22 protein-coding genes are annotated in these 20639 nt (G+C 57.1%); all 22 read left to right on the top strand.

What is annotated here, in order from left to right; genetic code table 11:
- Positions 1–50 precede the first annotated feature (50 nt).
- Positions 51–434: a flagellar basal body rod protein FlgB gene (gene flgB, locus Q4481_RS01240; protein WP_304374752.1), complete on the top strand. Its 384-nt coding sequence runs from the start codon at positions 51–53 to the stop codon at positions 432–434.
- Positions 435–436: 2 nt separating this feature from the next.
- Positions 437–856 (top strand): flagellar basal body rod protein FlgC, encoded by a 420-nt coding sequence (gene flgC, locus Q4481_RS01245; RefSeq protein WP_304374433.1) that lies wholly within the window; start codon positions 437–439, stop codon positions 854–856.
- Positions 853–1185, top strand: coding sequence for a flagellar hook-basal body complex protein FliE (gene fliE, locus Q4481_RS01250; protein WP_304374435.1), 333 nt, complete (start codon positions 853–855; stop codon positions 1183–1185). Before flgC ends, fliE begins: the two co-directional genes overlap by 4 nt.
- 11 nt (positions 1186–1196) lie before the next feature.
- Positions 1197–1985 (top strand): flagellar basal-body rod protein FlgG, encoded by a 789-nt coding sequence (gene flgG / locus Q4481_RS01255; protein WP_304374436.1) that lies wholly within the window; start codon positions 1197–1199, stop codon positions 1983–1985.
- Positions 1986–2004: 19 nt separating this feature from the next.
- Positions 2005–2493 (top strand): flagellar basal body P-ring formation chaperone FlgA, encoded by a 489-nt coding sequence (flgA, locus tag Q4481_RS01260; protein ID WP_304374437.1) that lies wholly within the window; start codon positions 2005–2007, stop codon positions 2491–2493.
- Positions 2490–3605 carry a flagellar basal body P-ring protein FlgI gene (locus tag Q4481_RS01265; protein ID WP_304374438.1) on the top strand — a complete coding sequence of 372 codons (1116 nt, stop codon included), beginning with the start codon at positions 2490–2492 and terminating at the stop codon, positions 3603–3605. Before flgA ends, Q4481_RS01265 begins: the two co-directional genes overlap by 4 nt.
- Positions 3602–4123 (top strand): MotE family protein, encoded by a 522-nt coding sequence (locus Q4481_RS01270; protein WP_304374441.1) that lies wholly within the window; start codon positions 3602–3604, stop codon positions 4121–4123. The genes Q4481_RS01265 and Q4481_RS01270 overlap by 4 nt, the downstream gene beginning before the upstream one ends.
- Complete coding sequence (flgH, locus tag Q4481_RS01275; RefSeq protein ID WP_304374443.1) at positions 4120–4818, top strand: flagellar basal body L-ring protein FlgH; 699 nt, start codon at positions 4120–4122, stop codon at positions 4816–4818. The genes Q4481_RS01270 and flgH overlap by 4 nt, the downstream gene beginning before the upstream one ends.
- Before the next feature lie 34 nt (positions 4819–4852).
- Positions 4853–5380, top strand: a complete 528-nt coding sequence (locus Q4481_RS01280) for a flagellar basal body-associated FliL family protein (protein WP_304374445.1) — start codon at positions 4853–4855, stop codon at positions 5378–5380.
- 35 nt (positions 5381–5415) lie between these two features.
- Complete coding sequence (gene fliP / locus Q4481_RS01285) at positions 5416–6135, top strand: flagellar type III secretion system pore protein FliP (RefSeq protein ID WP_304374446.1); 720 nt, start codon at positions 5416–5418, stop codon at positions 6133–6135.
- A 307-nt stretch (positions 6136–6442) separates the two neighbouring features.
- On the top strand, positions 6443–7405 hold the full coding sequence (locus Q4481_RS01290) for a flagellin N-terminal helical domain-containing protein (RefSeq protein WP_304374447.1): 963 nt from the start codon (positions 6443–6445) through the stop codon (positions 7403–7405).
- A 276-nt stretch (positions 7406–7681) separates the two neighbouring features.
- Positions 7682–8644 (top strand): flagellin N-terminal helical domain-containing protein, encoded by a 963-nt coding sequence (locus Q4481_RS01295; protein WP_304374449.1) that lies wholly within the window; start codon positions 7682–7684, stop codon positions 8642–8644.
- A gap of 353 nt (positions 8645–8997) precedes the next feature.
- Positions 8998–9960, top strand: a complete 963-nt coding sequence (locus Q4481_RS01300) for a flagellin N-terminal helical domain-containing protein (protein ID WP_304374451.1) — start codon at positions 8998–9000, stop codon at positions 9958–9960.
- 317 nt (positions 9961–10277) lie between these two features.
- Complete coding sequence (locus Q4481_RS01305; protein ID WP_304374452.1) at positions 10278–10901, top strand: hypothetical protein; 624 nt, start codon at positions 10278–10280, stop codon at positions 10899–10901.
- Positions 10898–12301 carry a MotB family protein gene (locus Q4481_RS01310; protein ID WP_304374453.1) on the top strand — a complete coding sequence of 468 codons (1404 nt, stop codon included), beginning with the start codon at positions 10898–10900 and terminating at the stop codon, positions 12299–12301. The genes Q4481_RS01305 and Q4481_RS01310 overlap by 4 nt, the downstream gene beginning before the upstream one ends.
- Position 12302: 1 nt before the next feature.
- Positions 12303–13634, top strand: a complete 1332-nt coding sequence (gene motC, locus Q4481_RS01315; protein WP_304374454.1) for a chemotaxis protein MotC — start codon at positions 12303–12305, stop codon at positions 13632–13634.
- The gene (locus Q4481_RS01320) at positions 13631–15118 is read left to right on the top strand and encodes a flagellar hook-length control protein FliK (protein ID WP_304374456.1); all 1488 of its coding nucleotides are present in this window, start codon (positions 13631–13633) and stop codon (positions 15116–15118) included. Before motC ends, Q4481_RS01320 begins: the two co-directional genes overlap by 4 nt.
- Positions 15036–15623 (top strand): transglycosylase SLT domain-containing protein, encoded by a 588-nt coding sequence (locus Q4481_RS01325; RefSeq protein WP_377352458.1) that lies wholly within the window; start codon positions 15036–15038, stop codon positions 15621–15623. The genes Q4481_RS01320 and Q4481_RS01325 overlap by 83 nt, the downstream gene beginning before the upstream one ends.
- A 284-nt stretch (positions 15624–15907) precedes the next feature.
- Positions 15908–16579 (top strand): transcriptional activator Rem, encoded by a 672-nt coding sequence (gene rem / locus Q4481_RS01330; RefSeq protein WP_304374458.1) that lies wholly within the window; start codon positions 15908–15910, stop codon positions 16577–16579.
- A gap of 121 nt (positions 16580–16700) precedes the next feature.
- Entirely contained in the window at positions 16701–17972 is a 1272-nt protein-coding gene (locus tag Q4481_RS01335; protein ID WP_304374460.1) for a flagellar hook protein FlgE, read from the top strand.
- Positions 17973–17993: 21 nt separating this feature from the next.
- Positions 17994–19484, top strand: coding sequence for a flagellar hook-associated protein FlgK (gene flgK, locus Q4481_RS01340; protein ID WP_304374462.1), 1491 nt, complete (start codon positions 17994–17996; stop codon positions 19482–19484).
- 6 nt (positions 19485–19490) lie between these two features.
- Positions 19491–20540 carry a flagellar hook-associated family protein gene (locus Q4481_RS01345; protein ID WP_304374463.1) on the top strand — a complete coding sequence of 350 codons (1050 nt, stop codon included), beginning with the start codon at positions 19491–19493 and terminating at the stop codon, positions 20538–20540.
- The last annotated feature ends 99 nt before the right edge of the window (positions 20541–20639 follow it).

Genomic DNA, 20639 nt, shown 5'->3' on the forward strand with positions numbered 1-20639 from the left:
CTAGGTTTCAGGTGAAGTCATGAAGACGGAGAGATGTGACCATGGACCCAATCCAGCCGACGAAGTTATTCGATCTCGCATCACGGCAGGCAGAGTGGTTGACGGTCAGGCAAAGCGTGGTGTCGGGCAACATTGCCAACGCCAACACGCCTGGCTTTCGGGCCAAGGATGTCTCTCCCTTCGACTACATTCTCAACAATACCAATGTCCCGATGGCGGCGACCAATCCGATGCATTTCACGGATTCCGCCTCCGACAGCTTCGTCGTTGAAGCCAAGGACAACAAGGGTGCCGCGGCCCAGCTTTCCGGAAACTCGGTCGATCTGTCGGACGAGCTTTTCAAGGAGGGCATGATCAAGCGCGATTACGACCTCAACACGGGTGTCGTCAAAGCTTTCAATAAAATGATTCTTCTTACCGTTCGGAAGGGCTGACCATGGATCCGTTGAACGCATCCCTCGCTGTCTCCTCGTCCGGCCTCGAAGCGCAATCGGTGCGCCTCCGGGTCGTTTCGGAAAACCTCGCCAACGCACGGTCCACCGGAACCACACCGGGTGCAGACCCCTATCAGCGCAAGACCGTGACCTTCGGCGAAATTCTCGATCGTTCCTCCGGCATCGAGACGGTTGAAATCAAGAAGATCGGCCTCGATCGCACGGCCTTTACCACCGAGTTCGATCCGGGCAATCCGGCGGCAGATGCCAAGGGCGTCGTCAAATATCCGAATGTGAACATCCTGGTCGAAATGGCCGACATGCGCGAAGCCAATCGTTCCTACGAGGCGAACCTGCAGTCGATCCGGCAGACACATGATCTCATCAGCTCCACCATCGACCTTCTGAAGAACCCGTCATGATCGATTCAATCCAGGCACTCAACGGTACATCCATCGCTTCCGCCCTCAAGTCGGCGGAAAATGCCTCCGAAACCAACAGGCTCGATCCGGCCGCCCAGGCTGACATGGCCGGCGCCAGCTTCGCCAGCTACATCGGAGATCTGTCGTCGAAGTTCGTGGACAATATCAAGCAGGCGGAAACGAAATCGATCGACGGAATGCTCGGCAAGGCCAGCGTTCGCGAAGTGGTTGAATCGGTCATGGCAGCGGACCAGACGCTGCAAACAGCAATGGCATTCCGGGACAAGGTCGTCGCGGCATACCTCGATATCGTCAAGATGCAGATCTGAAGGATAATAAGATGAGAGCTCTTGCCATCGCTGCCACGGGTATGGATGCCCAGCAGACCAATCTTGAGGTGATATCCAACAATATCGCCAACATGAACACGACGGGCTACAAGCGCGCCCGTGCCGAGTTTTCCGATCTGCTCTATCAAAGCGAACGGGCCCAGGGAACGCCGAACAGCGGCAACCAGGCCATGATCCCGGAAGGTATCAATATCGGTCTCGGCGTGCGCACGGTGGCCGTGCGCAGCCTGCACACCCAGGGCGATTTTACTGAAACCGGAAACAGCTACGACCTCGCCATTTCGGGGCGCGGGTTCTTCCAGGTCGAAGCGCCGGATGGAACGACGCTCTATACGCGTGACGGCGCCTTCAACAAGAACGAAGACGGCGATCTGGTGACGGCTGACGGCTACAAGGTCATTCCGAACATCACTGTTCCGGTCGATGCCACGCAGGTGACGATCAACCGTTCCGGCGAAGTTATTGCCACGATCGGCAATTCTTCGACCACGACCTCGCTCGGTCAGTTGCAGATCGCCAACTTCGTCAACGAAGCGGGCCTCAAGGAACTCGGCGGCAACCTGTTCCAGGAAACCTCTGCCTCGGGCGCTCCGGTCGTCGGCGTGCCGGATGATCCGTCCTACGGTTATATCCAGCAGGGTTATCTGGAAGGCTCGAACGTCGATCCGGTCAAGGAAATCACCCAGCTCATTACCGCCCAGCGCGCCTATGAGATGAACTCCAAGGTTATCACCACCGCAGACGAAATGGCAGCCACGGTTTCCAAGAACATGCGGTAAGGGAAGGGGAGGGCCAAACATGACGTTTGCCACCGCCAGCAGATCAAAAATGCAGTCGATCAAGTCAGCTCTGGCCGTTATGGCCGGGCTGGCCTTCGCCGTTCCGGCCTGGGCCGGCGATCTCGGCTTCGCCATCGTGCCGACCCAGATCATCTATCCGGGCGAAGAAATCGATGCCTCGAAGATCCAGTCGGTGCCGGTGACCAATCCCAAGCTCATGGGTGGTTATGCCAAGGCAATGGACGAGGTTCGCGGCATGGTGACGACGCGCACATTGCTGCCGGGCCGTACGATCATGGTTTCCTCCCTTCGCCAACCCTACACGCTCAAGCGCGGTGACAAGATCGTCCTCGTCTACGACCAGGGCGGCCTGCGCATCACGGCTGCCGGCACGCCGCTAGCAGATGCGATTACCGGCGAGTTCATCAAGGTTCGCAATACCGATACCGGCGTCATCATCTCGGGCACGGTCATGCAGGACGGAACGGTTCTGGTGGAGCAGAAATGAAATCTGCATTTTCTCTTTTCCTGTCGATCCTGCTGGTTCTGGCGCCGCTTTCGGGCGCACAGGCAGGGTCTGTCGCCCGCATCAAGGACATTGCCTCGCTGCAATCTGGTCGCGACAACCAGCTGATCGGCTATGGTCTCGTTGTCGGCCTGCAGGGCACGGGCGATGGTCTGCGCTCTTCGCCCTTCACTGAACAGTCGCTGCGCGCCATGCTGCAGAATCTCGGCATTTCCACGCAGGGCGGCGAAAACCGGTCGAAGAACATAGCGGCGGTCATGGTCACGGCCAATCTGCCGCCCTTTGCCAGCCCCGGCAGCCGCATGGATGTGTCCGTGAGCTCGCTCGGTGATGCCACCTCGCTTCGCGGCGGCACGCTGGTCATGACCTCGCTCACAGGTGCCGATGGCCAGATCTATGCCGTCGCGCAGGGGCCGATCATCGTCTCGGGCTTTTCGGCCAGCGGTGATGCAGCGCAGCTGACGCAGGGCGTTGCAACGGCTGGCCGCGTGCCGAACGGTGCCATCATCGAAAAGCCGCTGCCGTCGCGCTTCAAGGATTCGGTTAACCTGGTGCTGCAGTTGCGCAACCCGGATTTCTCGACCGCCGTCCGGATGACGGACGCGATCAACCAGTATTCGGCGACAGCCTATGGCGGCGCAATCGCTTCGCTCAACGATTCCCAGGAAGTGGTGGTCGAAAAGCCGCGCCAGGCCGATCTCGCCCGACTGATGGCCGAAATCGAAAACCTGACCGTCGAAACCGATACGCCAGCCAAGGTCGTCGTCAACGAGCGCACGGGAACGATCGTGATCGGCGCCGATGTCCGCATCTCCGAGGTTGCGGTCAGCTACGGAACCCTGACGGTGCAGGTGTCGGAAAACCCGACAGTGGTGCAGCCCTTGCCCTTCTCGAACGGCGAGACGGCCGTGCAGCCCTCGACCGATATCATCGCTCAACAGGCAAACAGCAAGGTGGCGATCCTTTCCGGTCCCAACTTGAAGACGCTTGTTTCCGGTCTCAATTCCATCGGCGTCAAGCCGGACGGCATCATCGCCATCCTGCAAGGGATCAAGTCGGCGGGTGCCCTTAACGCGGAGCTGGTCCTGCAATGATCCATCATCAAACGCGCATGGTACGCATCATCCGCAACACGGCGCTGCCGATCCTCCTTCTGCTCACCGGGTCGATTTCGGGCGCGCTTGCGGAAGATCAGCCGAAGGCGCCGCCGAAAACGGCCCGTGAAGAAATCAAGGCCTTCTGCGCCAACATTGCCGATGCCGCCCGAGACGAGCGCTATCTGTTGCAGAAAAGCGAACTCGACAAATTGCAGTCCCAGGTCGACGAACGCATCGCCGTTCTCGAAAAGCGCAAGACCGAGTACGAAACCTGGCTGAAGCAGCGCAATGATTTCCTCAAGATGGCCGAAGCCGGTCTTGTCGATATCTACAAGACCATGGCGCCCGATGCGGCTGCCGCTCGCCTGGCCATGGTTGATCCCGGCCTGGCATCGGCCATTATCATGAAGCTGTCGGCTCGCCAGTCCGGGCTGATCCTGTCGGAAATGGAACCGAAGACCGCAGCAACGGTCACCGCCATCATTTCGGCTGCAAGTGCAAGGAATCCTACATGAAAATGAAATTTGCCGCACTTGCAGCGTCGGCTTTGCTGGCTGGTTGTTCCGGTCAGACGATCAAGGAAGTCAACCGCGCCCCGGCCATGAGTCCGATCGGCGCCGGCTTGAACTTTACTCAGAAGTCCGAGCTCGCGCTTTATCCGAAACAGCCACAGAACATGGCGACCGGCTATTCGCTGTGGAGTGACCAGAAGGCAGCGCTCTTCAAAGATGCACGCGCCCTCAAGATCGGCGACATTCTGACCGTCAATATTTCGATCGATGACGAGGCGAGCTTCGCCAATACGACGGACCGCAGCCGGACGAATGAATATTCGCAGAAGACCGACCTTTCGGTTCTCGGCCTGCCCATCAACTCGGATAACTCGCTCAGCAGTTCCACCAACACCAAGGGTGATGGTTCGATCGACCGCTCTGAAAAACTGAGCCTTCAGCTTGCGGTCGTCGTCACCGGTGTCCTGGACAATGGCAATCTGCTGATTTCCGGCTCGCAGGAAGTGCGCGTCAACCAGGAACTGCGCGTCCTCAATCTCGCCGGTATTGCCCGGCCGCAGGATGTCGATGCCGACAACAAGATTTCCTATGAAAAGATCGCCGAAGCCCGCATCTCCTACGGTGGCCGCGGTCGTCTGACAGAAGTGCAGAACCCGCCGGTGGGTCAGCAACTCGTCGATATCTACAGTCCTTTCTGAGACATGAGAGCCGGCCAGGCCGGCAGGTGAAAACATGACGGACCTGCTCGAAACCGAAGAGCCGCAACCGAAAAAGAAATCGACCCTCGTTCCGACGATCGCGATCGTTGCGGTACTCACCGCCATTGCGGGCGGCGGCGGCTGGTTCCTCGGTGGCATGCTGGCCCAGCAGGTTACACCGGCCCCGGCCGTGGAAAAGAAGCCGGAACCGGCGCCTGCTGCAGAGGGCGAAGGCGGCGAGAAGAAGGAAGAGGGGCTGCCACACCTCGCCACGGAGGAAAACGGTGTTGTCCAGCTTGAGCCGATTACCTCCAATCTTGCCTTCCCGGCCGATCGTTGGGTCCGTCTTGAAGTGGCGTTGATGTTCCGTGAAAAACCGGACGAGAAAATCGCCGAAGCCGTCCATCAGGATATCTTGATGTATCTGAGGACCGTGACCCTGCAACAGATCGAAGGACCTCGCGGCTTTCAGTTCCTGAAATCGGATCTGCAAGAGAGAGCCGACATCCTGACCGAAGGCAAGGTGAGCAATGTCCTTATCAGGGCGTTTGTGATCCAATGACCAGGTTTACCCAAATAGGCCTGCTGGCCCTTGTCATGACCACAGCCCTTCTCGGCCTGTCGGCAGATGCCTTCGCGCAGCAGACGACGGCCGATGTGCTCAATACGCCGGTCAGCGGCTCAGTCGCATCCTGGATCATCCGCACCTTCGGTCTTCTCACCGTTCTGTCGGTCGCGCCAGGCATTCTGGTGATGGTGACGAGTTTCCCGCGCTTCATCATCGCATTCTCGATCCTGCGATCGGGCATGGGCCTGGCGACGACGCCATCGAACATGATCCTGACCAGCCTTGCCCTGTTCATGACCTTTTTCGTCATGTCACCGACTCTGGAGAAGGCTTGGAACGACGGGGCCCAGCCGCTGCTGGAAGAGCGGATTACCGAAGCCGAGGCGGTACAGCGCATTGCCGAGCCGTTCCGCGAGTTCATGGTGGCGAACACCCGCGACAAGGATCTGAAGCTCTTTGCCGATATTGCTGCTGAACGCGGCCAGCCTGCCGTTTCCGATGGCAAGGTGGATCTGCGTGTTCTGGTTCCCGCCTTCATGATCTCGGAAATCCGCCGCGGTTTTGAAATCGGCTTCCTCATCGTGCTGCCGTTTCTGGTCATCGACCTTATCGTCGCAACCATCACAATGGCGATGGGCATGATGATGCTGCCGCCGACATCGATTTCGCTGCCGTTCAAGATCTTGTTCTTCGTTCTCATCGACGGATGGAATCTTCTGGTCAGCAGTCTCGTCAGATCCTTCAGTTGACGCTGCAAATGGCAAGCAACCGATCTGCGGTGTTCGGTTAACACTAACGAGCTGAAAAGAACTATACTTAACGCCCGTTCCATATTGGGACGGGCGATTCATTTTTTGTTTTTTATAAAATTGCAGCATCCGTGCGCCCCGGCCAGAATTAAGATATCGGCAATGAATGGGGACCAATACTCCCCCCACGAGAGACGTGAAGGCCTGCCGGGGAACGGGGGCCTTCTGGCATGAAGCCGAAACGTCATCGCCGGTAGAACAGTCCGGCATGTCCCTCTCTGTAACGCGTATTTAAGGGACAACCCCAATGACGAGCATCAACACCAACACTTCGGCTATTGCCGCACTTGACACCCTGCGTTCGATCAACCAGTCGATGGAAAAGACGCAGAACCGCATTTCCAGTGGCTATCGCGTCGAAACCGCTTCCGACAACGCTGCCTATTGGTCGATTGCCACGACCATGCGTTCGGACAACAAGGCTCTTTCGACCGTTCAGGATGCTCTCGGCCTCGGCGCTGCAAAGACGGACACCGCTTACACGGGTCTGAATTCGGCGATCGACGTCGTGACCGAAATCAAGGCCAAGCTGGTCGCTGCCCGCGAACCGGGCGTTGACAAGGAAAAGATCAATTCGGAACTGACCGAGCTGAAGAACCAGCTGCAGTCGATCTCCGAATCCGCTTCCTTCTCGGGCGAAAACTGGCTCTATAACGACAGTACGACGGCGAACACCACCGTTGAAATGGTCGGCTCGTTCAACCGTGCTGCCGACAACACTGTTTCGGTTGGCGTGCTGAGCTTCAACACCGCTGACTCGACCCTGATCGACACCAACGATGCTGGCCTCGGCCTGCTGACCAAGGACGTGTCGGTTACCCAGCCGGATGGCACGACCACGACGACCGCGTCCTACTACCTGATCGATGCAAGCTCGACCACTGCAGCGACCGGGGATGCGATCGAACTGACCACCTCCACGACCGATGACACGATCGACGGCATGATCTCCGCCGTTGACTCGATGCTTTCGGACATGACTGACGCCGCCGCAACCATCGGCTCGACCAACATGCGCATCGAGCTGCAGGACAGCTTTGTGGCCGACCTCATGGACGTGATCGACAAGGGCGTTGGCCGCCTGGTCGACGCCGACATGAACGAAGAATCGACCAAGCTGAAGGCTCTCCAAACCCAGCAGCAGCTCGGTATCCAGGCGCTTTCGATCGCCAACTCGAACTCCGACAACGTGCTGGCGCTCTTCCGCTAAGCACAGGGTCAATCCTGACGAACATGAGGCCGCCCGGTTTGACCGGGCGGTTTTTTTGTTTGTTTTCAATGGTTAAGAACTATGGATAAAAAAACTGATTATTTTTTCGAACCTCTTCAAGCTTCTTTAACCATGGGGGTGTTTAGTTGGCGTCATAGAAACGGACGGGCTGACTGGAAAAAACGTCAGCTGGCATGATGGCCATCCGCCGTTGCCGGTAACTGCATCCCGGAATGTCCCTTAATAGTAATCCCGTGCAAGAGGGGCAGGACCACCATGACGAGCATTATGACGAATACCGCTGCAATGGGCGCACTCGATACCCTGCGCAGCATCAACCAGTCGATGGAAAAGACCCAGAACCACGTTTCGTCGGGCTACCGTGTCGAAAGCGCTTCTGACAATGCCGCCTACTGGTCGATTGCCACGACCATGCGTTCGGACAACAAGGCCCTTTCGGCTGTTCAGGACGCTCTCGGCCTCGGCGCTGCCAAGACGGACACCGCTTACACGGGTCTGAATTCGGCGATCGACGTTGTGTCCGAAATCAAGGCCAAGCTGGTCGCTGCCCGCGAACCGGGTGTTGACAAGGAAAAGATCAATTCGGAACTGACCGAGCTGAAGAACCAGCTGGTTTCCATCTCCGAATCCGCTTCCTTCTCGGGCGAAAACTGGCTCTACAACGACAGCGCCACCGCAAACGGCACCGTTGAAATGGTCGGCTCCTTCAACCGTGCTGCCGACAACACCGTGTCCGTCGGTATCCTCCAGTTCGATACGGCCTCTTCGACCCTGATCGACACCAACGATGCAAGCCTCGGCACGCTGACTGCCGATGTGACCGTCACTCAGCCGAACGGTACCACCACGACGACCGCTTCCTATTACCTGCTCGACGTCACCTCGACAACTGCCGCTACCGGTACCGCGATCGAACTGTCGACCTCGACGACTTCGGAAACCATCGACGGCATGATCTCCGCCGTTGAATCGATGCTCTCGAGCATGACCGACGCCGCTGCAACCATCGGCTCGACCAACATGCGCATCGAGCTGCAGGACAGCTTCGTTGCTGACCTCATGGACGTGATCGACAAGGGCGTTGGCCGCCTCGTCGATGCCGACATGAACGAAGAATCGACCAAGCTGAAGGCTCTCCAGACCCAGCAGCAGCTCGGTATCCAGTCGCTCTCGATCGCGAACTCGAACTCCGAAAACGTCCTCTCGCTCTTCCGTTAAGAGCGAATCACCGGACCGTAAATCCAAGCCGCCGGCTGCTCCATGCAGCCGGCGGTTTTCTTTTTTTCTATCGGTTTTTCGGCGAATTTGCGGAATCGCCTGGATCCCGAATCTATCGCATTGAAAAAAATGCCGGAAAAATTAATCGCTTATGTAGCGACATCTGTTTCTTTAATGTTGAATTAATTTTGTTTTTCCCAATTAACCGTTGATTAACCATAAGAGTTTACATACATTAAAGGAAGGCAGACATGTCACCCAGGGCAAACAGGTGACTGAGCGCATGATGCGGTTCTGCCGTCGCCGGTTCAGACTCCGGAATGTATTTTGCACTCCTATCGGAGCCTATTCTGATGACCAGTATCATGACCAATGCAGCCGCAATGGCGGCCCTGCAGACCCTTCGCGACATCAACAACAAGATGGATACGACGCAGCAGCGGATTTCCTCGGGCTACCGGGTCGAAACCGCATCCGACAACGCTGCTTACTGGTCCATCGCAACGACCATGCGTTCGGACAACAAGGCTCTGTCGACCGTGCAGGACGCACTCGGCCTCGGCGCTGCAAAGACGGACACCGCTTACACCGGTCTTGAATCCGCAATCGATGTTGTCACCGAAATCAAGGCCAAACTGGTCGCTGCCCGCGAACCGGGTGTCGACAAGGTGAAGATCAACGAAGAACTGCGCGAGCTCAAGAACCAGCTGCAGTCGATCGCTGAATCGGCATCCTTCTCCGGCGAGAACTGGCTCTACAACGACACTGGCGTCCCGCCCACCACAGTCGAAATGGTCGGTTCCTTCAACCGCGCTTCTGATGGCACGGTTGCGGTTGAAACCCTCGAATTCGACACGTCGACGTCGACCCTTATTGATGCAGACGATGCACAGCTCGGCATTCTGACCGCTGATGTGACTGTCACCCAGCCGAACGGTACCACCACGACAACCGCTTCCTACTTCCTCCTGGATGCCGGTTCGGCGACCGCGGCAACCGGTTCGGAAATCGTGCTCTCGGTTTCGACGAGCGATGACAAGATCGACGGTATGATTTCCGCTGTGGATGCAATGCTCGGCACTCTGACCGATTCAGCGGCAACGCTCGGTTCGATCAACATGCGCATCGATATGCAGGACGACTTCGTCGCCACGTTGATGGACGTGATCGACAAGGGTATCGGCCGCCTGGTCGATGCTGACATGAACGAGGAATCCACGCGTCTCAAGGCCCTGCAGACCCAGCAGCAGCTGGGCATCCAGTCGCTGTCGATCGCGAATTCCAACGCAGAAAACATCCTCCAGCTCTTCAAGTAAGCGCTGGCTGAATCGCCGGGCGGCGGACCATGACTACCCGAAAAGGGGCCGCCGCTCGTGCTCGCAAGGCTGGTATCACACCGCCTCTGCCGAAATGAATCGGCCTCCCAACATCTATTGTTGTTTCCCCCGTGCTGCCGGTCATCGGCGCGGTTGGGCAAGGTTGGGCCGTGTTATTGCCCTGATGCGGCCCAACGCATTCATTTTCGCGCAAGATTAGGCCGTTAGCCTTTCCTGCATGAAAATAGGCTTAGATCTATCTTTGCCTGACAAACGAAGCCGGGGCGAAACTTATGAATGCCATGTTGGCTAAATATTTGAAAGATTTCAGTTCTCCGGAGCCGATCGTACCGGTCGAGAGAGAGATTCTGCCGAGCCTTTCCGGCAATGCTTTCCCTGAACTCGATTTCAGCCTGCCCGATACACCTACGATCGACCTCGACGCCGAACGCGAACTCGCGCGCGACGAAGGCTATCAGAAGGCCCGGCAGGAATTCCAGGCCGAGCAGAGCGAGATCCTCGATCGCATCCAGCGCCAGAACGAGGCCGATCTCGAAGAACTGCACGCGCGCCATGAAAATGAAACCGTTGCGGTTATCCACCAGCGCTTCCGCGAGATGGCAGAAGCAATCAGCCAGAATGTGTCGGAGCAGGTTTTGAGAGTCATCCTGCCGCTGATCGAGCGTCGTTTCGCAGACAAGGCGGTGAAGGATCTCGCCGAACTGGTGCGTAAAACTTTGAGCGACACAAAGGCGACGACTGCAGTCGTGAAGGGCCCGGAATCGCTTTATCTCAAACTCAAGGATCTGTTGGGCCAGGAAGGCGCCGAAGTCCGCCATGTCCCGGCCGAAACCATCGATCTCACGGTGGAAATCAACGATACGATCCTCATGACGCGGCTTTCGAGCTGGTCGAGATCCCTATCTGAGGTGATGGAATGAGCGAAGGCGAAAGCCATCATCATGGCAAACACGAGATCATCATCATCAAGCGTCATGGCGGTGGTCATGACGGCGCCCATGGTGGTGCCTGGAAGATTGCCTACGCCGACTTCATGACCGCCATGATGGCCTTCTTCCTCATCATGTGGCTGGTCAATGCCGCCAATGAGAAGACGAAGGCCGCCGTTGCCAGCTATTTCAATCCGATCAAGCTGACGGACACGAGTCCGCCTTCCGAAGGCATTCAGGATCCGAAGAAGGACAGCAAGCCGAAGAAGGAAGAGACGAAGGCGGAGTCGAAGGCTGAGGATACGGCGACGGAAGCCTCCGAGCAGAAAAGTGGTGATCTCGGCGAAAATGTCGGCCAGGAGGCGAAGTTCTCCGATGCCGATTACTTCGAGAACCCCTATGCCGTGATTGCAGAAATTGCCCAGGAAACCCAGGATCAGGCCAACGTCTCGATCAAGGGCGATGGCGGCGCGCAGGATGCAGGTCCGGGGACAGGTGCGGAAGGTGGCGAAGCCTATCGCGATCCCTTCGATCCGGATTTCTGGACCCAGCAGGTTGAGGTTTCGCGCACGGCGCCCGCCAATCAGGGTGACACGCAGGCCGAAATCAGCGGTCTTCCGGGTGATGGTGCGATCGAAGGCGGTGAAAACACCGATTCTCCCTTCACCGGCGACAAGCCCTCGGGTGACAAATATTCCGGCGAGCAGGAGAGCGGCGACAAGATGCCTGGCGAAGGCCAGACAATCAAGGATGCGGTCGCTTCCAAGGACGGCAAGACCGACGAGGAAAAGCTCGGCAAGACAGACAAGGACAAGGCCGGACACACAGACAAGGACAAATCCGGCAAGACGGACAAGGCAGAGAACGGCACATCCGATCAGGCCAAGGATGGCAAGGATGTCGCCGAAAAGAAGCCGATGACGGCAGAAGAAAAGGCCGGCGAAATGCAGCGCGAACTGCGCAAGGCCATTGCCGGCAAGGCCGGATATCTCGCCGAAGGTCTGATCGTCACCCCTGCCGAAGGGGGCTATCTCATCAGCATCTCGGATCAGATCAAGACACCGATGTTCAATGTCGGTTCTTCGGTTCCGACCAAGGAAACGGTCTATGCCGTCCAGCAGATCGCCAAGACGCTCAAGGAGAAATCTGGACAGATCGCCATTCGCGGTCACACCGATGCGAGGCCCTTCAAGAACAAGACTTATGACAACTGGCGCCTTTCGACCGATCGCGCACAGAGTGCCTACTTCATGCTGCTCAGCGGCGGTCTCGATGAAAAGCGCATTTCCCAGGTTTCCGGTTTTGCCGATCATCGCCTGAAGTTCCCGGACAAGCCTTTCGATGAAGGCAATCGCCGCATCGAAATTCTGATCCAGGGTCAGGGAGGCTGAGATGGCGATCCGACTGGTGCGCCGGGCTCTCAGCGTCGGCGCGCTATGCCTTGCAGTGATGCCATCGCTGGAAGCCCGGGCAGACGGAAGCCTGGGCGACAACCCGCCCTACAAGATGGTGCGTTCGCTGCAGAATATTCAGGATCAGGTGATTGCCGGTGATCTGAAGGCGCTGGATATGCAGCGCTTTCTGCTGGCCGAAATCGATCGCCGGTTGCGGGAAGTCGACATGAGCGTGTTCGAAGATACGCGCAATGTCGATGCCGCGCTGATCTACGCCATGAGCGGCGGTAATCCGGATGTTCTGGATGTGCTGGCCAACAAGGATATCCAGGGCAATTTCGACAATCGTGTCACGGCGGTTCTGCGGCGGTATCTCGCGGGCAAAGGTGCGACAGCGGCAAAGCAGTTGAAGGAAGTGGTGCCCGAATATCGCAACGAGGCGATCGGGCCCTATATCGCCCTTATCGGCGCCAACGCCCTGATGGAGAAGGAAACCGACGTCGCACTCAAATATTTCGACTGGGCGCGTGTGGCGGCACCCGGCACGATCGTCGAGGAGGCGGCGCTCAGGCGGTCCCTGGCGATTACCGCCAAGAAGGGTGAGATCAAGAAATCGCTCGATTATGCGACGCGCTATGCCCGACGTTTCATGACGTCGCCCTACGCATCGCAGTTTGCCGACATCTTCGTTTCGATTGCCACCGATTCCAAGAGCAAGCTCACCCACGATGATATCCGGGCCATTCTGTCGATGATCGAGCGTCGGCGACAGCGCGAGATCTATTTAAGGCTTGCGCGACGTTCGGCGATCGATGGCAACAAGCCTCTGGCCGATTTTGCAGCCGAAGAGGCGCGTGGCTTATCGTTGCCGGAAGACAAGGAACAGCTCGCGCTGGCCGAACTCTATTCCGGGCTTGTGAACCTGTCTGGCGGCAACATCAACAATGTGCTGGATCGACTGTCGAAGATCCCGGATGCCGATCTGTCGGCCAAGGATCGCTTCTTGCGTGAGGCGGCGAAAGTGGTTGCAGACGAGGTGCTCCAGCCGCCTGACCAAGCCAGCCTGACGCAAGTCAGACGCACTATGGTCGACAAAGAATATCGGGACATGATGTCTCAGAAGATCATTGATGCCGGCAAAACGGCATCGATTTCTCCAAACACTCCCCCAAAAGGCGCCGACCCCGGCGCACTGGCCGAAGAGAAGCCTGAACCGAACCGTGAGGCTCTGGATCAGCGCTTGCAGGCAGCGGAAGGTTTTGTGAGCGCAGGGCGCTCCAAGTTGAAGGAAATCGATGCGCTGCTGTCGGATGAGGGCGGCGGAAAATGATAGAGCAGAATGCCATCACGACTGCAGTGCCGGCCAGGTCCGCGCCGTTGCAGAACAAGGATCAGGGATCGAAGAAGTCACGCGACGATGCCGCGGCAGACGAGCAGGACAGTTTCGAAAACCTTGTGAACAAGGCGACAGGTTCCGAACCCCATGGCGATCGCCACGCGGATGCGGCCAGTTCGAAGGAAGTCGATGCGGCCTCTGACGGCGCAAGCGTCGGTGAGACCCAAGTCGAGGCCAATGCGCAGCCGAAATCCCGCATCAGCAATCGTATTGCCATTCTCGCGGCGTTGCAGACCAGCGGTCAGGTTCTGCGAAATGCGGGCGAGGCGGCTGGCAATCCGGTCGCGGACGGCAAGATCGGTTCCAAGGATGCAACGACGAAGACCGGCGCCAAGCACACCAAGGCGGATGGCGAAAGCAAGTCTGCAAAGGACGCGGCTATCTCCGGTGAAAGTCCGGCAGATCTGCTGAAGCGGTTACTCGCCGGCGACAAGGATGACAAGACGGTTGGTGAACAATCGACTGAAAAGACCAAGACCGTTGATGTGACCAAGTCGGATGGTGAGCCTGTTGAGGCTGCCGTCAAGGGGCAGGGCACCAATGAAGCCGTCATGAGCGAACTCGCATCCGCTCTCGGAATGAATGAAAAGAAGGCGGAAGCCGGAACTGCGGATGCGTCCGACGGCAAAGCTGACAAGTCCTCCAAGGCAGGCGTCAGCGCTGTTGCAGCCAAAACCGCGGTCGACGATACGGCGGTCGCCATGCCGAGCGACAAGACGGATGCCAAGGACCCGGTTGATCTCGCCTTTAATGGCGATCTTCCCGCAAACAGCCGTATCGAGACGGCTGACGCCGATCAGCGCCTGACGCTGGTCAAGACGGAAGGCAACGCCAACACGTCGGATTCGATTGCGGTGCTCGAGGCACGACGCTATCTCGGCTTCACTACGGATGTGAACGCCAATGCGCTTGCCCAGGCGGCCAAATCCGATGTCAGCTGGAACCAGGCACTCAGCGCTCTTACGAGCGACAATCCGTTCGATCGCCAGACCGTTCAGGAAGTCAATACCCTGAAATTGCAGATGAACCCTGGAGATCTCGGTAACATGGTCGCCTCGTTGAGCCTGAAGGGCGACGAACTGACGGTGCAGGTTCAGGTCGAGACCGTCGAGGCCTATCGACAATTGAGCGGCGACAAGGACAGTATTCTGCAGGCGCTGAAGGACCAGGGTTTCTCAATCGACAGCGTGACGGTTCAACTGTCGCAATCGGCGCAGAACGATGCCGATCAGAGCCAGGATGGCCGTAGCCAGTTGGGCCAGGATCGTCAGGGCCAGGGTGAACAATCGCGTGAACGAGATGCAAGCTATGCCCGCCAATCGACGAGCCAGGATGATGAAGCGACCCGCAACACACCGTCCAGCCCTGTTGGCTCTGATCGGTCTGGCCGCGTCGATAGCAGCGACATTTACCTCTGAGGCTAAAGCCTCGACGGGCATCTGCGAGCGTGAAATTTCAGCAGCTGCAATCAAGTACCGGATCCCGGAAGGCATCCTCTATTCGGTCGGTCTGACCGAAACCGGACGCAAGGGATCGTTGCAGCCCTGGGCTCTCAATGTCGAGGGCAAGGCGCTCTTCACCGGGTCTGCGACCGAAGCTGTGAGCGAATTCGAACAGGCAAGATTGCGGGGTGCCAAACTCATCGATCTCGGCTGCATGCAGATCAATCACCACTTTCACGGAGAGAATTTCCGGTCGGTCGAAGAGATGCTCGAGCCACGCAGAAATGTCGAATATGCCGCGAAATTTCTAGCGCAATTGCATGCCAAACATGTGACCTGGACCATGGCTGTGGCTCGTTATCATGCCGGTCCGAACAACGATCCAGCGCAGAAGCGCTATGTCTGCCGCGTTATTGCGAACCTCGTGGCGACGGGATACGGGCAATGGACGCCCGCGGCTTCCGATTTCTGCCGCAACTAATGGTATATTAACCTAAGGTTGTTGCTCGCCTTGGATTCATTGTGGCCAATCTGTGAAGGTCGCAGCGAGTCAAGAGGGGGTAAAGCCGCGGTTAACCATATCTTAACGTTTGATCGAAAAAAATTGTGTCCCATTTTGACGCATGCCACAATATATTGTGCAAATCGCCACCAAAAAGTTAATCAACTGTTAATTATAGTACGTCAATTCGCCTAGTTGTGACCGATTCATCCGATTCGTACTCATAGAGCGTTGGAAACACTACACTGATTCGGAGGCGGACGATGATCGTAGTGGTAGACGAGCGAGCGCTCGTAAAGGATGGATATACCTCACTTTTCTTTCGCGAAGGCGTACCCTCTACGGGGTTCGATCCAAGTGAATTCGGCGAGTGGGTCAACACGGCTGCAGACACTGATATTGATGCTGTCGAAGCCTTTCTCATAGGTCAATCAGAACTGTCCCTGGATCTGCCAAAAGCGATTCGTGACAGAAGTCAGGCCCCGGTTATCGCGGTCTCTGATTCGCCTTCCCTCGAAATGACACTTGCATTTTTTGATTGTGGTGTGGACGATGTCGTTCGCAAGCCGGTGCACCCGCGCGAGATCCTCGCAAGGGCTGCGGCGATCCGGCGGCGGCATCGTGCAACGACCAATTACACCGACATTGGTGCGGTGCGGGTGTTCTCGGACGGTCGTGATCCGGAGATCAGCGGAGAGGTATTCCCTCTTCCGCGTCGCGAGCGTCGGATCCTGGAATATTTGGTGGCCAATCGCGGTCGCCGCGTATCCAAGACCCAGATCTTCAATGCCATCTATGGCATCTTCGACGAAGACGTCGAGGAGAATGTGGTGGAAAGCCACATCAGCAAGCTTCGCAAAAAGCTGCGCAAGCGCCTCGGTTTCGACCCGATCGATTCCAAGCGCTTCCTTGGTTACTGCATCAACTGGCAGTGATGGGCGGATGCGAGCCGGCGTGAAGCCGGAGTGGCTGGAACTTGTTAATTTTCCAGCCACAAACAGTTTCAGGCAAGGCCCGCTTCCTATTCTGTGATGACTACGGAAACGAGGATCCGAAATGAGCCTTTACGGAATGATGAGAACCGGCTCGTCGGGCATGAATGCCCAGGCCAGCCGATTGAGCACAGTGGCGGACAACATCGCCAACACCAGCACCACCGGATATAAGGCTGCATCGGCGGAGTTCTCTTCGCTGCTGTTGCCGAGCTTTTCCGGCAACTACAATTCGGGCGCTGTCCAGACTGATATCCGGCACGGAATTTCCGAGCAGGGCGCATTGACCTACACCTCCTCTACGACTGATCTGGCCATCAACGGCAATGGCTTTTTCGTGGTCGAAGACACAACCGGCACGCCCTATATGACGCGCGCTGGATCTTTCGTTCCGAACGAGGTTGGCGAACTCGTCAACTCGGCTGGCTACAAGCTGCTGGGCTATCCCTATACCGAAGAAGTGCCGACACCGGTCGTGAACGGCTTTGCAGGTCTGGAGCCTGTGACGGTTGGCACGGATTCCCTCGTTGCGAATGCATCGACTCTTGGCACATTCGTCGCCAACCTCGATTCCGGCGAGGATATCGTAACGGGCGACCTGGCTTCTGCGAACAGCAACACCTCTGAATTTACCCACAAGAGCTCGCTCAAGGCCTATGACACGCTGGGCAACGAGGTTCTCTACGACATCTATTTCACCAAGACGGCGGACAACGAGTGGGAGGTTTCGGTCTACAACGCGGCAGACCGTGACGCTTCCTCCGGCGGTTTCCCGTATGGTGGTGATGGTCTCCTCAACAGCATGACCTTGGAGTTCGATCCGACCACCGGCTCCCTGACGGATCCGACGGCGGCAAGCCTTGTGCTGCCGGCTGGCACGCCGACCAACATGGAAGAGTTCACCTTCGATTTCTCGTCCATGACTCAGCTCGCCTACGACTTCTCGGTCCAGAGTGCTTCGGTTGACGGTAATGCCCCAAGCGAAGTTGAACAGATCCAGATCTCCAATGACGGGATTGTCTACGCGCAGTATCAGAACGGTGATCTGTTGCCGATCTACCGTCTGGCGATGGCAACCGTCGAGAGCCCGGACAACCTTAACGTCATGTCTGGAAATATCTATTCGCAGAGCGTCGATTCCGGCGTTGTCATTCTCGGCTTCGCCCAGAGCGGCGGATTCGGATCCATTATTTCCGGTGCTCTTGAAAGCTCAACCGTCGATCTTGCTGAAGAGCTGACGACGATGATCGAATCCCAGCGCACCTACACCGCCAACTCCAAGGTTTTCCAGACAGGTTCGGACCTGATGGAAATTCTGGTCAACCTCAAGAGATAATTGCGGTAAGGGGTTTCATACATGTCTTTGGCATCGGCTATCAACACGGCCCAGACGATCTTTTCCAATACCGGACTTCAATCGTCGGCGCTGGCGCAAAACATCGCCAATGCCTCCAATCCGGACTATTCGCGCCGTGTTGGAACCCTTTCGATCGATTCCGCCGGTGGTCAGAAACTGACCATCGAGCGGAGTTACGACAACGGTCTGGTCAAGCAGACCATGTATTCGACAGCGGATGCCGAAGCGCAGTCCACTCTCCAGGACAAGCTGCAAAACATCCAGTCGCTTTTGGGCGGCAACAGCTTTGCGACATCGCCTTCGACCTATATCGCGACGCTCCGCGACAACCTTCAGGCCTATGCAACCAAGCCGAATGAATCGACGCTGGCATCGACTGTGGTGTCGAGTGCTATTGACGTTGCCAATTCGCTGAACCAGATTTCGTCGTCTATTCAGACGATGCGTGCCGAAATCGATCAGGAGATCGATCATGCAGTCACGGAACTCGAAGGCCTCCTGAAGCAGTTCGGCGATGCCAACAGCGCGATCAAGGCCGGCACGGCGCTTGGCAAGGACGTGAACAATGAAATGGATGTGCGCGAAGGGCTTCTGAAGAAGATTTCCGAAATCGTCGGCGTTCGTTCCTTCACCCGCGCTGACAACGACATGGTTCTCTACACCAGCGATGGCACCATGCTGTTCGACAGCGGGCCGCGCGATATCATGTTCGTTCCCAATGCTTCCTACGATGCAAGCGTAAACGGCAATCCGCTGATCATTGATGGTCAGGCCATGTCGATCGGGGAGAACGGCAACACGACGGCCAAGGGCAGCTTGCAGGCGCTCCTGCAGGTTCGTGACAGCGTCATTCCCACCTATCAATCCCAATTGGACGAGACTGCACGCGGACTTGTCGAAATGTTCGCGCAGCAGGATCAGGCTGGTCTGCTCGACGACATTCCGGGCCTGTTTTCCTATCAGAGCTATGCGGCCGGTGATACATTGCCCGCGACGGGGACCCTCGTGAAGGGCCTCTCGGCTGAGATTATGGTCAATCCGAACCTCATCAAATCGCTCGGCGGCGACCCGACCCTACTGCGAGATGGCGGTTATGACGTCAACGGGCTCGGTATCGCTTCGGCCGACTATCTGGCCAATACCGATGGCGATGCCGGCTTTTCGACCCTGCTGGACGGAATTGTTGCAAGCTTCCAGACGGATCGCGACTTTGACGATGCGACGTTGCTCGACACAAGAGCGACGATTGGGGATTTCGCCACCTCGTCGGTCGGTTGGCTTTCGCAGTTGATTTCCGAAAGCGCAGCGGCAAACGAAACCAAGGCTGCCCAGCTTTCTCGTGTTTCAGAAGCGCTTTCCAACACGACGGGCGTTAGCCTCGACGAGGAAATGTCGCTGATGCTCGACCTCGAGCAGAGTTACAAGGCGTCCAGCAAGCTGGTCGCGGCAGCCGACGAGATGATCCAGTCTCTGTTGTCGATCGTGGGGTAATTATTCATGAAAACATCGTTTATCTCGAATCTGGCTGTTCAATCGAACATGCGCTCCACGATCAATTCGGTGCAGCAGGACCTTTTGCAGACGCAGAAGGAAATCGTCACCGGCCAGGTGTACGATGTCGGTACGGAACTCGGTGCCACGACGGCCCGCAGCCTCAATCTGCATCGCGACATGTCGATGATGGAGAATCTGGTCTCGACCAATTCCATCGTGACACAGCGCCTCTCGTCGGCGCAGATGGCACTCGGAACCATGGCGGATTCCGCCCAGACCGGATTGAACACCCTGGTTGCGCTGGCGGGTTCCACAGATTCGACGCAGTTGAGCACTGCCGTTCGCACCCTGACAGACGTCATCGACCAGTTCACCGATGCAGGCAATACCTCGGTCAACGGCGAATATCTGTTTGCTGGTATCAATACCGACACCAAGCCGGTGATGGATTATTTTACCGACGAAGCAGGTGCGAAATCCTTTTTCGACAACGCATTCCTGTCAACCTTCGGCTTTGCGCAGACTGATCCGGCAGCGCAGACCATTGCGCCGGCGGACTTGCAGGCCTTCATTGATGATCTCGAAACCAGTTTCATGGGGTCCGACTGGAACACCAACTGGTCGACAGCATCCGACACGCCGATGACGAGCCGCATTTCGCAGACGGAAGTCGTGCAGACATCGAGTTCGATCAATGCGAACGGCTTTCGCTATCTCGCGCTTGCTTCGGTGATCGGCGTGGAATTGCTCAATACGAGCCTGACCAGCGATGCGCGTGCTATCGTGTCGAATGCGGCCATCAGCTACATGGGGCAGGCGATCAACGGTATCGACAACGAACGCAGCCAGCTGGGCCTGTCTGAAAACCGCGTTTCGATCGCCAATGAGGCGTTGAGCAGCCAGATTGATATCGTCAAGCTCAACCTCGACGATCTCGAAGGGATCGATGTTTACGAAGCATCGACCAGAATCACAGCTCTCACCAATCAGATGGAAATTTCCTATAATCTGACAGCGCGGATTTCCGAGCTGAGCCTGGTGAACGAGCTTTAAAGACGACGCTCTTTCGCGTGATCGGGCGTGACATGCGGGGGAGCGGCCATTCTGAAGCGTAAGCCTGGGTTCAGGATCGTGATTTACGCTACAGAGAAT

It is taken from the genome of Fluviirhizobium alvei, assembly GCF_030551875.1.
Classification (GTDB): domain Bacteria; phylum Pseudomonadota; class Alphaproteobacteria; order Rhizobiales; family Rhizobiaceae; genus Rhizobium_E; species Rhizobium_E alvei.